This is a genomic window from Streptomyces sp. NPDC102406 (assembly GCF_044765725.1).
GTDB lineage: Bacteria > Actinomycetota > Actinomycetes > Streptomycetales > Streptomycetaceae > Streptomyces.
In genome coordinates, this window is sequence record NZ_JBIWKP010000004.1 from 599167 (window position 1) to 613598 (window position 14432).

The window sequence follows — 14432 nt, forward strand, 5'->3', positions numbered from 1 at the left end:
GTGGCGGCCGACCGGGAGAGGCGGTGCTCAGCGCAGGCGGACGTAGACGGAGGTGAGCCATCTCTGCACGGGGTAGAGGGCGACCGCCGCGCAGAGCAGGACGAGCGTCGCCATGGGCACCGTCATCGCCACCGCCCCGGCGACGTACTCGTTGGAAGTGACATGGGCCAGGACGGCCGCACGCACGGTGGGCCGCAGCGGGGCGACGGCCTGCCATGACGACAGCCAGACAGCGACCATGACACCCGCGGCCAGTACGCCGGCCGCCAGCGACCAGGGCCAGACGCGCCGACGCCACACGAGCGCCCATGAGCGGCGCAACGCCGCTCGGGCCGTCATGCCGTCCACGGCGACGGCGGCCGGAGCCAGCGCGAAGCCGAGGCGCAGGACGAGCGGCGCCGGCAGAAGCATCGCAGCGAGCCCGGCCGGGGACTTGAACGGGCCGCTGACGCCGAAGGGTTCGAGCCCGGTGAACGCGTCCAGGGCGTACCCCACGCCCACGTCGGCCGCCGCGGCGGCCGACGCCGTCGTCAGCAGGAGTGCGCCGCGCAGGGCGTAGAGGACCAGGACGCCCCCGGCCCGGCGGCGCAGCCGCCGCCAGAGCCGCCGCGTGGACAGGCCCTGTTCCTCTTCTCGGGCGGTGACACGGACCGCGGCGGCCGTGTGCACCACCGCGCTTCCCGTGGAGACGACCAGTACAGCGAGCGGCAGCGCGCAGAGCGCCCGGGGAACGAGGGTCACCCAGTCGGTCGTGTAGGAGTCCTCCGCCGCCCGCGCGGCGAGCGCGTAGTCCCACAGCGCGTCGAACCGCGGCCATGCCAGGGCGAACGCCAGCACGGTCGTCATCAGACATCCGAGCAGGACGAGCACAGTGACGTACAGGACGACGACCGCGGACGAACTCCGCTTTTTCCGCCGGAGGTTCGACTCCGCCCGCATGTGTGTCACCCGTTCCCCACCTGTCGTTTCCACCTCATCGGGCCAGAGGTATCACCCGCCGTCGGCGGAGGAACGCCCCGGAGGACGCGGTGAGCGTCATCGGAGCAGTGATCGACCAGTTCCTCCGTCCTCACGGCCCTGACATCCCGCCGCGCGGCGACGGCGGTCAGGTCAGCGGCCCACGTGGTGGCCGCCCTCCGCGGGCAGCACCGCCCCGGTGGTCCAGCGGCTCTCGTCGGAGAGCAGGAACAGGGCGGCGCGGGCCATGTCGTCGGCCGGGGCCACGTGGTTCATCGGCGACATGGAGGCGAGGTGGTCCTGCATGGCGGCGGGGAGCATGTCCCACATCTCCGTGCGTGTGGAGCCCGGCGCGAGGGCGTTGACGCGCACGTTGTGCGGCGCGAGTTCCAGGGCGGCGCTCTTGGTGAGGCCGTTGACCGCCCATTTGGAGGCGACGTACTCCGAGATGCCCGCCACGCCGACCATGCCGCCGATGGAGGAGACGTTGACGATCGATCCGCCGCCGGTGGCGAGCATGGCACGGACCTCGTACTTCATCGACAGGAAGACGCCCTTGGCGTTGATCTCCATGACGCGGTCGTAGACCTCGGTGGGCTTGTCGTGCACGGGGGTGCCGTCACTGGTGACACCGGCGGCGTTCAGCGCGCCGTCGAGGCGGCCGAACCGCTGGACGGCGGTGGCGACCGCCGCCTCGACGGAGGCTTCGTCGGTCACGTCGAGGGGTACGGCGACCACTTCGTTGTCCGGGCTCGACAGCTCGGCGGCCAGTCGCTCCAGACGGTCGACGCGCCGTGCCCCGGCGATGACGGTCGCGCCCTCGGCGGCGAAGCGCCGTACGGCGGCCTCGCCCATACCGGCGGACGCACCGGTGATGAGGATCACCTTGTCCTCCAGGCGCCGGGCCCGGAGCGTCAGCGGCTCGGGGTTGCGGTTGGGGTTGAGGTTGGGGTTGGGGTTGGGCTGGGTGGTCATGGGGTGGCTCCAAAAGCGTGCGGGTCGGGATGGTTCAGGGGCGGCCGTGAAGTCACTCAGTACTCCCGTGAAGTCACTCAGTACTCACGGCGGGCCGCTCTCCTCGAACGATGGGGCCCGCCCCGGCCCGATACCAGAGACCGCGTCAGGCTGGTACTGGCAGGGCGACGCTGACGCGTCCGAGCTGAGTGACCATGGAGTCATGAACCGTGAAGAACTCGCCCGCTGTCTGCGCGGCTGGCGCGACCGCCTCACTCCGGCGAGCGTCGGACTGCCCGCGGGCGGGCGGAGACGCGCGCCCGGCCTCAGGCGCACGGAGGTCGCGCTGCTCGCCGGGGTCTCCGTGGAGTACCTCGCCCGTCTCGAACAGGGACGAGCGGGCAACCCGTCGCCATCGGTGGTGGAGTCCCTGGCCCAGGCGCTGCGCCTGACCGACGACGAGAGCGCGTACCTGTTCAGGCTCGCGGGGCACGCCGATCCGCGCGTCAGCGGCATCAGCAGGCACATCCCGCCCGGGGTGCGGCGCATGCTGGACCGGATGTCCGACACCCCGATCCTCGTCCTGGACGCCGCGTGGCAGGTGGTCGCCACCAACCCGCTGCTCATCGCCTTGCTCGGGGAGGTCTCCGCGGGTCAGGCGCGCGACCAGAATCTGTTGTGGCGGCATTTCACCGGCGTCCCGTCGCGCGTCGTCGCCACCCCCGAGCAGGACGCCGCTTTCGAGTCCGCGGCCACCGCCGACCTGCGTGCCGCCGCCGGACGCCATCCGGACGATCCGCTGCTGCGCGCTCTCGTCGCCGACCTGCGTCGGGCGAGCCCCCGTTTCGAGTCCCTGTGGCAGGAACGCGCCGTGGCCCGCCACGCCTCCAGCCGCAAGACGATCCACCACCCCGAGGTGGGTCCGCTGACCCTCGACTGCGATGTGCTCACCGTCGAGGGCAGTGACCTGCGCGTCGTTCTCTACACGGCCGTCCCCGGGTCGGCGGACGCGCACACGCTGGAACTGTTGCGGACCATAGGCACCCAGTTCACACGGAGCCCGTCCTAGGGTCCGTCGTCGTCCGCGGCTCGTCCGGCCGCAGCGAGAGGCGCGGCAGAGGAGGAAAAGCAGCCGCACCGGCCACGGCCCGGGACCGGGAAGAACCCGCAGCGCCTGGTCCGGGTCCGTGCCCAGGCCCGCCCGGACCAGCAACGCCGTACGTGGCCCCGTCGAGGCTCAGACCCGGCAGAAGGAGGGTGGCGCGGCTCGCGACTGCGTGCTCCGAGCGTGCGAGGACCTTCGATCGTTCGGTGGGTGGTGCTTACGGTTACCGGCAGGCCGACGCGGAACTCTCCTCCGCCTGTGCGGCTGAACATCGGCTCCGCCGGGCGCAGGACACAGTCGGTCCGTTCCGCCGTACGGAGGAGAGAACGGGCCGTCCGGGCACGCCGTCCAGGAGGCGGTCTTCTCCCTGGGCAGGGGGCCGCGGGGACGAGACCCGTCGGACTTCTGGTCCCTGGGCAGGGGTTGCCCGTCGGGCGCCGGGGCGAGCATGGAACGAGCGGAATTCGAGCAGTGAATGCCCTCCTGTGCCGCGCACACCCCTCTTAGCCTTTACAACCGCCCGTCAGCCGCGGCCGATGGTCCGTCTGTGGCTATGTCCGTCTCCGGCCCTCACGGAACAGAGACGGCCCTCACGGAACAGAGAAATACATGAACGCCCTCATAGCCCTGTTCGCCGTTCTGGTGGGCTGCACGACGTTGGCGACATTGGAGAACCGAACACGCCGACTCGACCGGCGGATGATCCGCCTGGAACAGAAGCTCGACCTGCTGCTGAAGCGGGCGGACGTGCCGGACGACGAACTGGTACCGGCGGAAGTCGCCGCCCTGGCCCGGGCCGGCGAGGACATTCGCGCGATCAGGAAATACCGCGAGGCCACGGGGGCCGGGCTCCTCGAGGCCAAGGAAGTGGTGGACCGACTGCGGAACTGAGAACGAAAGGCCCCTTGAGGTGCACGTCATGCCCCTCACTGAACCGACCGACGCGACCACCTATCCCGTCGATGTCGTCCTGACGCTGCAACGCGAGCGAACAGCCGCCCTGCTGCGCGCGTTGCGCGGTCAGCACGTGCTGCCGACACTGATGCACGACTGGGGTGCCGAGCAGGCGTACAGCGCCATGCTGCACGGCACGGAGCGGCCACTCACCGTTCTCGACGTGCCGGACACCCGTTGGGACGCGACCTTGGCGCACCGCGTACACGCCCTCAGCAAGCTCTCGACGGTCATAGTGCTCACCCCGGAGAGGTCCGAGGGGTCCGACGCGGCCGCTCTGCTGCTGGCAGGAGCCGTGAACGTCATGTCCCGCGGCACGCCTCCGCGGGAGCTGGCCGGCCGGATCACCGCCGAGCGGCGCTGGCTCGACTCCCGAAGGCCGCCGTGGCAGGGCAGATCGCGCCCTCTGACCGACCGTCTTCAGCGTCCGCGCCAATCCTCTCAGTCGCTCCTGTTCGACATGGTGTGCTCCGCCGTGCGGCCCTGGTGCTGTCACGAACTGCGGCTCCTGCTGGGCACCGCGGACGAGCCGATGAGCCGACGAGCCCTGCGGGCCAGGATCGACCGCCTGGAGACACGTCTCGGCGCACACGGAGTCTCCGTCGACTGTTCGACGCAGTGGGGGCGTACCGCCCTGCTCGGACTCTCCGACCGGCGCGCCGACGCACGTCCCCCTCGTCACGCCATGGGCCCCCCGCGCTCGTGAGAAGCCGGAAGCGACGTCTGCTTCCGGCCCCGCCCAGAACGTCACCGGAGACCGCTCATGCCTGCCTCGGCACCGCCCGTCGACACCGAACTCGCGTCCATGGTCGATCCCGGCATCCTGCACCTCGCCCTCACCCACGACGCCGTCCGGTCACAGCGCGCGCTGACCGCGGCGCCACCGACCCTTGACGAACTCCGGTGCGACGGCGCCTTCGTCATAGAGGAACATCGGGCCTCCGTCCACGGAGGCGCACCCGACGTGCCGGTGCTGGTATGTCGTCCCGCGGCGACTGTCGGGCGCCTGCCGATCCTGTTCTTCCTGCACGGCGGCGGCCCGGTCGCGGGGCACGCACGGCACAGCCTCGGCCACCTCCTGCGCATGGCCCGGGAGGTGAGCGCCGCGGTCGTCTGCGTCGAGTACCGGCCGGCACTCGACCGCCCGTACCCGGCCGCGTCGGAAGACTGTCCGACGGCCCTGTCCTGGCTCGCCGACCGCACTCAGGGCCTCGGCGTCGACGCCGGACGCATCGTCCTGATCGGTCGCGGCGGCGGAGGCGCGCTCGCCGGTGGTCTGTCCCTGCGGCTGCGCGACCGCCTCGACCTGCGACCGCTCGGGCAGATGCTGCTCTCGCCGGTGCTCGACGACCGTACCGGTACCGCGGCGGCCTGCCGGCTCTTCGACGGGAGCGGCTCGACCGCACGGACGGACCGGGCCGCCTGGCCCCATGTCCGCGGGGAGCGACGCGGTACACCGGAGGTGTCCGCCCACGCGGCCCCGGCGCGCGCCGAGGACCTCTCCGGACTGCCACCGCTCCATCTGGAGGTGGGCGCCCTCGAAGTGCTCCGCGACGAGGTGGTCCGCCCACACCCGCCGTTGTCTGGGACGCCGGCGGCGACGCCGAACTGCACGTCTGGCCCGGCGCTTTCCACGGCTTCGACGTCCTGGCCCCCCGCCGCCGCCCTCTCCGTCATGCCCGCGCCACCCGGCTCCAGTGGCTGCGACGCGTGCTGATGCGGCGCTGACCCGCCGAGGAAGGCCTGCCGCACCGCCCCCGACGGGTCGTGTCTCACCGGTCGTCGGCGGCCGGGCCCTCGTCCGGCGCGGCCCGCTCGGTGATGCTGGTGGCCACCCCGCTCTTGACGACCACGTCCGCGGCGACCGACCCGCTCCTGGTGTTCTTCTCCAGGTCGGCCAGTGAGCAGCGCGTCGTGGCCTTCGGGCTGTACGTGCCGCACAGCACGCCGGCGCCGTACACGCTGGTGCTGTTCGAGACGTAGAACTGCTGCTCCTTGCCCTTGACGCTCACGGTGTACTTCTGCGGCGCCAGGTACTCGACCGTCCCGCCCGCGAAAGTGCCACTCACTCCCCCGTCGACACCGGCCGCGCTGTCGTCCGCCGCGGAGTCGCCATCGGCCGAGGTGCCCGCGGCGGCCGAGCCTCCTCCGTCGGCGTCGGAACCGGGAGAGCCGGGAGAGCCGGGAGAGGCAGAGGCGTCGAGGGTGGTGGCGGATTCGGCGCCGGCCGTGGGAGTGGCGTCGGTGGTGGCGGAGGTGGTGCCCTCCTTGGAGTTCGCGTCACCCTCCTGGCAGGCCGTAAGGGTGCACGCTCCGGCGAGGACGGCCGCGGCGATCAGCAGTGTTCTGGCACGGTGGGTGGAAGGCATGAGGTGTCTCCTGTTGTACGAGGCCGTCCGGCAGCGGTGCGCCGGATGCCGGCGTCTGACTGACGGCAGCACCATGCGCACATCGGCTCCGGGCTCGTGCGCCGAGAGCGCGAGCCATGTCGTTCTTGTCACCGACGTTCGGCGGAGTCGGGTCAAGTGGCCCGCGTTGTCTGCCCGTTCGTCACGCTGCGCTCTGCCCCGGCGGGCCGCCGACGTCTCTGCCGGACCGTTCGCGGCGCCTCTCCCGCACCGATGCCCGGCATATGATCCCGCCGTTCGGACGCGGTACCGGCTCTCGCGGCCCACCGCTCCGTCCCGCCTCTTCCCACCTCACCTCTCACCCCTTCCCAGGACACATCCATGCGCCCGTCACGCTCATCGCTCCACTGCCCAGGCTCCGAAGACACCTTCCGGCAGGTCACTCGTCTCCTACTGGCCACCGCCGCCGCCATGGCTCTCGCCGGATGCGGTACCGGTGATGCCACCACCGTCCAACCGCCGATCCTGGAAACCGTCACAACGGCGGCGACGGGAGGCGAGGACGGCTCCGGCGCTACCGCCGCCGCGGCCCCGGCAGAGCCCACACGCGCCGCGGCGCGGGGTTCCGGCACCACCTCGCCGGGTTCGAGGACCGGCGCGGGCGGCGGCAGGTGTCACACCGCGGACCTCTCCATCGAGCTGCCCGGGGACGAAACCCTGCCCGCCGACATCTCCGTCACCGTCCGCAACACCGGGCAGCACACCTGCACCATGACCGGGTTTCCCGGTGTGGACCTCCGGGACGACGAGCTCACCCACTCCTTCCGACGCGGTCACACCTCCAGCCGGAAAGTGACGTTGTCCCCCGGCGACAGCACACACTTCACCCTCCGGCCCGTGGGTTCCGGCGGCGACTTCTCCCCGCAGACCCTCGTGATCACGCCCCCGGACGAGACGGAGCACAAGACGCTCTCCTGGCCGTGGGGCGCCGTCCGCCTGGAGGAGAACACCGCCTACTCCGGCACGGTGGAGCCGGTGGGCACTTGAGGCCGGTCGTGCCTCCCCGGCCGGCCGCACGACGCGACGCGGACGCGCCCGGACACTGTTTTCGTCCCGCGCGCACCGGGCCCTTCGGGTAGCCCTCTCTGCCCCTCGGTGCCCTGACCGGCGTACTTCCCCCGTCGTAGCGTCGTCGCGTGAGCCTTTGGACTTCTCTCGAACCCGCCTCGACCACCGTGGATCCGGGTGGCACGGCGACGACGCGACTGCGTCTGCGCAACACCGGCGACGTCGTCGACGAGTACCGTTTCAAACCGGTCGGCACGCTCGCCCCGTGGACCAGCGTCGAACCCGCGACGCTGCGGCTCTACCCGGGCACCACGGGCACGGTCGAGCTGACGTTCTCGCCTCCCCGCACACCGGACGCCGCGGCCGGCCCGCACCCCTACGGGGTGCAGATCACCCCCACCGAACACCCCGAGGCGACGACCGTCCCCGAAGGCACCGTGACCGTCACGCCGTTCACCGAGATCCGGGCCGAGCTGGTCCCGCCCACCGTCCGGGGCCGGTTCCGCGGGCGGCCCCGGCTCGCCGTCGACAACCTCGGCAACACCAAGATGACCGCGTCGGTCTCCGGATCGGACAACGGCGCGCAACTGTCGTACGACATCCGTCCGAGCAACGTGCAGATCGAGCCGGGCCGGGCGGCCTTCGTCAAGACGGTCCTCAAACCGCGGCAGATCACCTGGTTCGGGAGCGCGGAGGACCGGCCCTACACCCTGGGCATCACACGCTCCGGTGATCCCCGGCTCGACGTCGACGGCACCTACGTGCAGAAGAGCTTTCTACCGGGTTGGCTCGCCACCCTCTTCGGCATACTGATCGCGCTCGCCCTCACCTTCGTCATGCTCTGGTTCTCCTACGCGCCCCAGGTCCGCAGTCTGGCCCAGGAGAAGCAGGTGACGGCGGTCGCCTCCCCCCTGCCCGAGGACACGTCCTCCGAGGAGGCCGAGAAAGCCGAGGAGGCCGCCCCGACCGAGCCCGGTGAGGCCGCGGAGCCGGACGTGCCCGCCGTACCGGAGGACGCCGGCGGTTCCGGTGAGTCCGAGGCCGCGGCGGAGTGCGCCGTCCACGAGGACGACGGCCGCCTGTACTGCTCCAACACGGCCGACGCCACCGGCTACGAGGAGCGCTCCTACGACTCGGCGGAACGGGGCCTGCTCAAGACCGACTTCAGTTGGTTCGAGTGCTGGGGGCACGGGGAGCGGACCAGGAGCGGCGACGACATCTGGTACTGGACGAAGCTCGACAACGGTTCCTGGGGCAACATCGCCTCCAGTGACCTCAGCACCGAGGAGAACCCGGTACCCGGACTCGACGAGTGCAAGTGAGCACCGTACGGACGCCGCGCGCGCCGGGCCCACGGCGTCGGCGCGTCGAAGTGGGCACTTGATGAGCAACGGTTGAACTGGTGACCGCGTGTCACACGCTTCCAAAATGGCTGAGCGGGGCCCGTGTGTCGGGCGCCGCACGCACCACTTCGGGGAAGCACACGGGAGTTGTTCAGCCTTGCTCAGTTCGGTACCACTCACACAGCCGGCACCGGTAAGTGACCGCATACCGGTCGCCATTCACACCGCCGATCCGCTGACCGGCGCGGGTGTGACCCACCATCTCGGCCCGCACCCCGCGGTCGAGTTGGTCGACCTGGCGGCGGACGACTCCGGCCGCGGCCATGAAGACGGCGGTGTGGTCGCCGTGTTCGTCGCCGACACCCTGGACGACACCACGCTGATGCGGCTGCGGCGGCTGATGCGCAGGGACGGCGCCCGAACGGTCCTGGTGGTCCAACGGCTGCGCGAATCCGACCTGCTGGAGATCATCGCCTGCGGGGTGAGCGTCGTGCTGTGGCGGCACGAGGTGTCGGCTGCCCGGCTGTTCGAGGCCGTCGCCGCGGCCTCCCGCGGCGACGGTGACATGCCGGCCGAGCTCCTGGGCCGGCTGATGACCCAGATCGGTTCGCTGGCCCGGTCGATCCCGGGCGGCACCGCCGCGCTGACCGGCGGGCTGTCACCGCGCGAGGTCGAAGTGGTCCGCCTGGTCGCCGACGGTTTCGACACCAAGGAGATCGCGGAGAAGCTCAACTACTCCGAGAGAACGATCAAGAACAATCTGCACGCACTCACCACCCGTCTGCACCTGCGCAACCGCGCCCACGCGGTGGCCCACGCGGTGCGCGAGGGCTACATCTGACAGCCGCTCACCGCAGCGCCGCGGCAGGGCGGACGCACACAGCGCAGGAGTACCGCGTGATCCACGAAGTGGACCAGCTCATCAAGGACCTGTTGGGAGAGTCCGCCCTCACCGGCAGCGGGGTGGATGTCCTCTTCGACGCCCCCACCCGGGACTGGGCCGCTCGGCGCAACGGTCCGACGATCGACGCCTATCTCTACGACATCCGCGAGGACGTACGCCTGCGGGAGCGGGGCACCACCTCGGTACGGGACACGCGTGGCGCGGTCGTCAGGCACCGTCGGCCACCGCGCTGGTTCCGGCTGTCGTACCTGGTGACGGCGTGGACCAAGCGGGCCGAGGACGAACACCGTCTGCTGTCCGCCGTCCTCGCGACCTTGCTGCCCCACGAAGTGCTGGCACCGGACCGGCTTCCCGGGCCGCTCGCCGCCCTCGGTCTGTCGGTGCCGCTTTCGGTGGCCGGGGTGCAGAACGAGGCACGGTCCGCCGCCGAGATCTGGTCCGCCCTCGGGGGCGAGCTGAAGCCGTCGGTGGATCTCGTCGTGACCGTGCCGTTCCCCGCCTTCCCGGAGTACGACGCGGCGCCGGTCGTCACCGAGGGAGCCGTCGTCCGGGTGCGGGACACGGAAGGGCGGCTCACCGCTCCGCCCGAGCGGCGATTGCGGCCGGCCCGCCGTGGACCCGGCACCCTGGCGCCGCAGCAGACGGACACCAGCGACCCGGCCGCGGGCACGGGCACGGGCACGGGCACGACGGGTACGGCCTCGACTACGGGTATTACGGGTACGGGTACGGGGCGACAGTCGTGAGCACCGCCCGTTCCACCGCGCCGCGCGGCAGTGGCGGTGCGGCCCCCGCGCCGCGGCCCGCCGACGACCTGTTGTCCCTGCTCGACCGTCTGCACACCCGCGTCGCCGACCTGGTGACGCGCCGCTCCCGGCAGGACCCCACGGCCTCCGACCCGATGCGCGGTCTCTTCCTCACCCAGGACGCCGTCGCACACACCATCGCCGCCCGCGCCACTGGACCCGCGGGCGACGGCCACACCTCTCAGCCGCTTGCGGCCAAACTCTTCGGCGAGGACTCCGACGACACGTTGCGGGCGCTGGCGCGGCGGCTGGGTCTCGGCCTCCTCGACACCCGCATACTGCTCATCGCCCTGGCGCCGGAACTGGAGCGCGGCTTCGAGCCGTTGTACGGCTACCTCAACGACGACGTCAGTCGGCGCCGTGCCACCATCGGCTTGGTCCTCGACCTGTGCGGGCTACCGGTGACCGACCCGGCCGCCCGGAGCCGGTTCCGTCCCCGGGAGCCGTTGAGCGCCCTCGGGCTGCTCCGGGTGGAGGAGGGTGAACGGCCGTTCCTGAGCCGGTCCCTCCGGGTGCCCGACCGCGTGGTCGCCCATCTCCTCGGTGACGACGCCTGCGACGACGTACTGGCGGACCGTCTGCGGGCGCTGCCCGGCCCCGCCCCCCTCGACCCGCGGGACACGCTGCGCGGCAGACTCGCCGCCCGTCTGGCCTCGGGACCGCTGACGGCATACGTACGGGAGACACGGCCCGGTGACGGGACGCCCTGGGTGTCGGCCGCTCTGGCCGACGCCGGACTGCGGGCGCTGCTCTACCGGCCGGACGTCACCGCGCCGCCCCCCGGTCCCCCGGACGCGGCGGACCCTTCCCCGACGACGACGGGGGCGCACCCCGACGACCGGTACGAGCCATGGCGCGAACTGCTGCGGGAGGCGCGCCTGCGCGGCTGTGCCGTCGTGGTCCATCCGCTGCCGAAGGCACCCGGACCGCTGATGCGCGCGCTGAGCGCCGACGACGTACCGGTGCTCTTCGTGGACAGCCGGCCCTACGACCCGTCCTGGTGCGACGACGACCCGCTGGTGCTCGACGCTCCGAGACCGGCCGTGGGCGGCGCACGCGCGTGGCGTGCCGCCCTCGGCGACACCGCCCTCGCCCCGGATCTGGACCTGGAGGAGACGCTGGCGTCCTACCGGCTCGGGTCGGTCCAGGCCACGCGGGCCGCGCGGGCCGCGCTGCGGCTCGCCGCGCTGGACGGCGGCGTCCTCGACGCCTCCCACGTCCGGCTGGCCGCTCGTCAGCAGGCCGCGTCGGGCCTGGAACAGCACGCGCGCCGCATCCGGCCGGCGGTCGGCTGGGACGACCTGGTCCTGCCGGCCGAACCGCTCGCCCGGCTGCACGAACTCGCCGCCCGTGCCCGGCTCCGCGACCGGGTACTGGGCGAGTGGCGGCTGAACGCGGGCGGCGGCAGAGGACGCGGTGTCCTGGGGCTGTTCGCCGGTGAGTCGGGGACGGGCAAGACCCACTCCGCCGAGGTGGTCGCCGCCGAACTCGGCCTCGACCTGTACGTCGTACAACTGTCCTCGGTGGTCGACAAGTACGTCGGCGAGACCGAGAAGAACTTGGAGCGGATCTTCGCCGAGGCCGATGTGACGGACTCGGTGCTGCTTTTCGACGAAGCGGACGCGGTTTTCGGCAAGCGGTCGGAGGTCAAGGACGCGCACGACAAGCACGCCAACATGGAGAGCGCCTACCTGCTGCAACGCCTGGAGGCCTTCGACGGCATCGTGCTGCTCACCACCAACCTGCGCGCCAACATCGACGACGCGTTCACCCGCCGCCTGGACCTCGTGATCGACTTTCCGTTCCCCGACGCGGAGCAGCGGCTCGCCCTGTGGCGGCACAGCCTGCGGCACGTGCCGTGCGCGGACGGCATCGACGCCGCACCCTGTGCCGCCCAGTTCGAGCTGGCCGGCGGAGCCATCCGCAGCGCGGTGGTGACGGCGGCGTACGCGGCGGCCGGCCGGGGTGCCGCGGTCACCGAAGCGGACCTGCTCGAAGGGGCCAGGCGTGAATACCGCAAGGCGGGCCGCCTGGTGATGACCTGAGAGGCGCCCGGTACGCCCGATGAGCAGCAGTACAGGCACTACAGGCACCACAGGCACTACAGGCACTACAGGCACCACAGGCACTACAGGCACTACAGGCACTACAGGCACTACAGGCACCACAGGCACCGCCGGGCAGCACAGCAAGACCAGCAAGACCAGCACTGCACTACCGAAGGGATCGATCGGTGCATCGGAACGACACCCGGCACACCGCGCCAGGAGACAGGGCGTCCGCCGGTCGCCTCGTCGCGGGGCAGGTGCGGCGCGACGGGTCCGCGGCGAGCGGCCCGGAGCATGCCGCGCGGGCACTGATGACACTGCAACGGGCGGCAGGGAACACGGCCGTCTCCCGCATGATGGTGCAGCGCGCCTCCTCGGCGGGCGCCGGGGGCAGTCGGCGCGCGGCGCCCGGCTCGCCCAAGGACGATCTCCTGCACGATCCGCGGGCCTTTCTCTCCCACACCGCCCTCGCCCTGGACTTCCCCCTCGGCATGCGCGACCGCGCACCGGACCTCGCGCTGAGCAGGGAGGCGTTCGTCCGCCGGATGAGCGCCTGGAACCGGCACTGGTTCGTGCTGGTGCCCGACGCCCGGCGCACCGCCGAGGGCCGCCCCGCGTACCTGCTCACCCCGGCCGTGGAGAAGTACGTCGAGGCGTACGGCGACGACCCGCTGCTCGCGCCGTTGGCCGGCGATCCGCACCTGCCGTCCGTCATGGCCGACCAGGAGTACCTGGCCTCGTCATTCGTCCCGTACCTGACGGGCAGCACGGCCCGTCCCGAGGAGTCGGTCGGCCATGCGCGGATACCGGGGGACGCCGGGCAGCAGCGTGGCAGCGGGTCGGAGTTCGTCTTCACGGCCACGATGAACGGCTGTGCCTTCGCCGTGGAAGGCGCCGCGGACGACGGGCAGTTCACCGCCTGGCACTACCAGTCCCCCAGTTCCGCGACCAACCGCGGCCCCGCGCGGGAGTTCCGCCGGGACCGCTCCCCCACCGACTGGTTCGGCGTCGAGGAGTACGAGACCCCGGGCGACGCCAGCCTGTTCGAGGCGACCAACATGCTGTGGAACGGCCCGGACGGCTGGCAAGTGATCAGCCAGGAGGTGAGGGTCGACATGGCCGACATGAGCAAGGCACGCATCGCCGCGGTGCGGAGCCGTCCGTTGCACCTGTCGCCGGGCCACGAGGTGGAGTACACGACGAGGATCTACACCGGCTTCGCGACGGCTCAGCTCGACCGGTACGAGCGGCTTCAGCGGCAGACGCGTGGCATGTCCTGGCCGGCCTCCCAACGGGCAGGTCTGGAGAAGAACGTGTTCCTGCCCCTGGAGGTGGCGTTGAAGAGTGACGCCCTGATGCTGAGGGGCGCGGCGGACTTCGAGGAGCTGGCCGAGACGGGACGGGGCGTCAAGTCACGGCGCGAGGAGATGACGGGCAGGGTCCTCGCGTGGCTGAGCCGTGAGGTGGACGGCGGGACGGCGCGCCGCGGGGGCCTGTTCGGCATGGGCGGTGGCGAGGAGTCGCTCCGGCGGCGGCGAGAGGCGGTCCAAAGGCTCATCGGCGAGTTCTCCGACACCTTCTGGGTCGACGACCTGATCGAGGAGGCACGCGCGCGCGGTGCGGCGGCGAGCCGGCCGCTCACGGAAGCGGGGACGAGGGCCGAGGGGGCCCTGGCGCCGGGGAGGCCCGGGGTCTGAGGACCCGGCCGGGATGCCCGCACCGGGGCCTGAGGGCGCACGCGACGCACTGTCGCGTGCGCCCTTCTGCATGCGCGGACCCGGGCCCGATCCCGGCGAGGACTTCCCGTCCGGGCGCGGGCCCGGGACCGATACCGGCGAGGACTTCCCGTCCGGGCACCGCCGACTACCCGACCTGCGAGACGCCAGGACGTTTACCCGGCCCCCGTACTCCAGGGAGGCTCGAAGGGTCACTTCCTGTACCCCGA

Annotated in this window: 13 protein-coding genes; 10 read left to right on the plus strand and 3 right to left on the minus strand. The window is 71.8% G+C overall.

What is annotated here, in order from left to right:
• Nucleotides 1-27 precede the first annotated feature (27 nt).
• Nucleotides 28-948, minus strand: a complete 921-nt coding sequence (locus ACIRF8_RS20870; protein WP_404216863.1) for a hypothetical protein — start codon at nucleotides 946-948, stop codon at nucleotides 28-30.
• A 162-nt stretch (nucleotides 949-1110) separates the two neighbouring features.
• Nucleotides 1111-1932, minus strand: coding sequence for an SDR family NAD(P)-dependent oxidoreductase (locus ACIRF8_RS20875; RefSeq protein WP_404216864.1), 822 nt, complete (start codon nucleotides 1930-1932; stop codon nucleotides 1111-1113).
• 202 nt (nucleotides 1933-2134) lie between these two features.
• Between ACIRF8_RS20875 and ACIRF8_RS20880 the strand changes: the two genes are divergently transcribed.
• The 4 genes from ACIRF8_RS20880 to ACIRF8_RS20895 all read left to right on the plus strand — a co-directional run bounded on the left by ACIRF8_RS20880 (nucleotide 2135) and on the right by ACIRF8_RS20895 (nucleotide 5687).
• The gene (locus tag ACIRF8_RS20880; protein WP_404216865.1) at nucleotides 2135-2980 is read left to right on the plus strand and encodes a helix-turn-helix transcriptional regulator; all 846 of its coding nucleotides are present in this window, start codon (nucleotides 2135-2137) and stop codon (nucleotides 2978-2980) included.
• Between the two features lie 645 nt (nucleotides 2981-3625).
• Complete coding sequence (locus ACIRF8_RS20885) at nucleotides 3626-3907, plus strand: hypothetical protein (protein WP_404216866.1); 282 nt, start codon at nucleotides 3626-3628, stop codon at nucleotides 3905-3907.
• 28 nt (nucleotides 3908-3935) lie between these two features.
• Complete coding sequence (locus ACIRF8_RS20890) at nucleotides 3936-4676, plus strand: hypothetical protein (RefSeq protein WP_404216867.1); 741 nt, start codon at nucleotides 3936-3938, stop codon at nucleotides 4674-4676.
• Nucleotides 4677-4733: 57 nt separating this feature from the next.
• Entirely contained in the window at nucleotides 4734-5687 is a 954-nt protein-coding gene (locus ACIRF8_RS20895; RefSeq protein ID WP_404216868.1) for an alpha/beta hydrolase fold domain-containing protein, read from the plus strand.
• A gap of 55 nt (nucleotides 5688-5742) precedes the next feature.
• On the opposite strand, the gene ACIRF8_RS20900 is transcribed toward ACIRF8_RS20895, so the two are convergent.
• Nucleotides 5743-6339, minus strand: coding sequence for a hypothetical protein (locus ACIRF8_RS20900; RefSeq protein ID WP_404216869.1), 597 nt, complete (start codon nucleotides 6337-6339; stop codon nucleotides 5743-5745).
• A gap of 450 nt (nucleotides 6340-6789) precedes the next feature.
• Here ACIRF8_RS20900 and ACIRF8_RS20905 point away from each other — a divergent pair, with 450 nt between their 5' ends.
• The 6 genes from ACIRF8_RS20905 to ACIRF8_RS20930 all read left to right on the plus strand — a co-directional run bounded on the left by ACIRF8_RS20905 (nucleotide 6790) and on the right by ACIRF8_RS20930 (nucleotide 14184).
• Nucleotides 6790-7365 (plus strand): DUF4232 domain-containing protein, encoded by a 576-nt coding sequence (locus ACIRF8_RS20905; RefSeq protein WP_404216870.1) that lies wholly within the window; start codon nucleotides 6790-6792, stop codon nucleotides 7363-7365.
• 149 nt (nucleotides 7366-7514) lie between these two features.
• Nucleotides 7515-8708 carry a hypothetical protein gene (locus ACIRF8_RS20910; protein WP_404216871.1) on the plus strand — a complete coding sequence of 398 codons (1194 nt, stop codon included), beginning with the start codon at nucleotides 7515-7517 and terminating at the stop codon, nucleotides 8706-8708.
• A 271-nt stretch (nucleotides 8709-8979) separates the two neighbouring features.
• On the plus strand, nucleotides 8980-9570 hold the full coding sequence (locus ACIRF8_RS20915) for a response regulator transcription factor (RefSeq protein ID WP_404216872.1): 591 nt from the start codon (nucleotides 8980-8982) through the stop codon (nucleotides 9568-9570).
• 56 nt (nucleotides 9571-9626) lie between these two features.
• On the plus strand, nucleotides 9627-10379 hold the full coding sequence (locus tag ACIRF8_RS20920; protein WP_404216873.1) for a DUF4255 domain-containing protein: 753 nt from the start codon (nucleotides 9627-9629) through the stop codon (nucleotides 10377-10379).
• Nucleotides 10376-12484 (plus strand): ATP-binding protein, encoded by a 2109-nt coding sequence (locus tag ACIRF8_RS20925; RefSeq protein WP_404216874.1) that lies wholly within the window; start codon nucleotides 10376-10378, stop codon nucleotides 12482-12484. Before ACIRF8_RS20920 ends, ACIRF8_RS20925 begins: the two co-directional genes overlap by 4 nt.
• A 188-nt stretch (nucleotides 12485-12672) precedes the next feature.
• Nucleotides 12673-14184 (plus strand): hypothetical protein, encoded by a 1512-nt coding sequence (locus ACIRF8_RS20930; RefSeq protein ID WP_404216875.1) that lies wholly within the window; start codon nucleotides 12673-12675, stop codon nucleotides 14182-14184.
• Nucleotides 14185-14432: the final 248 nt, after the last annotated feature.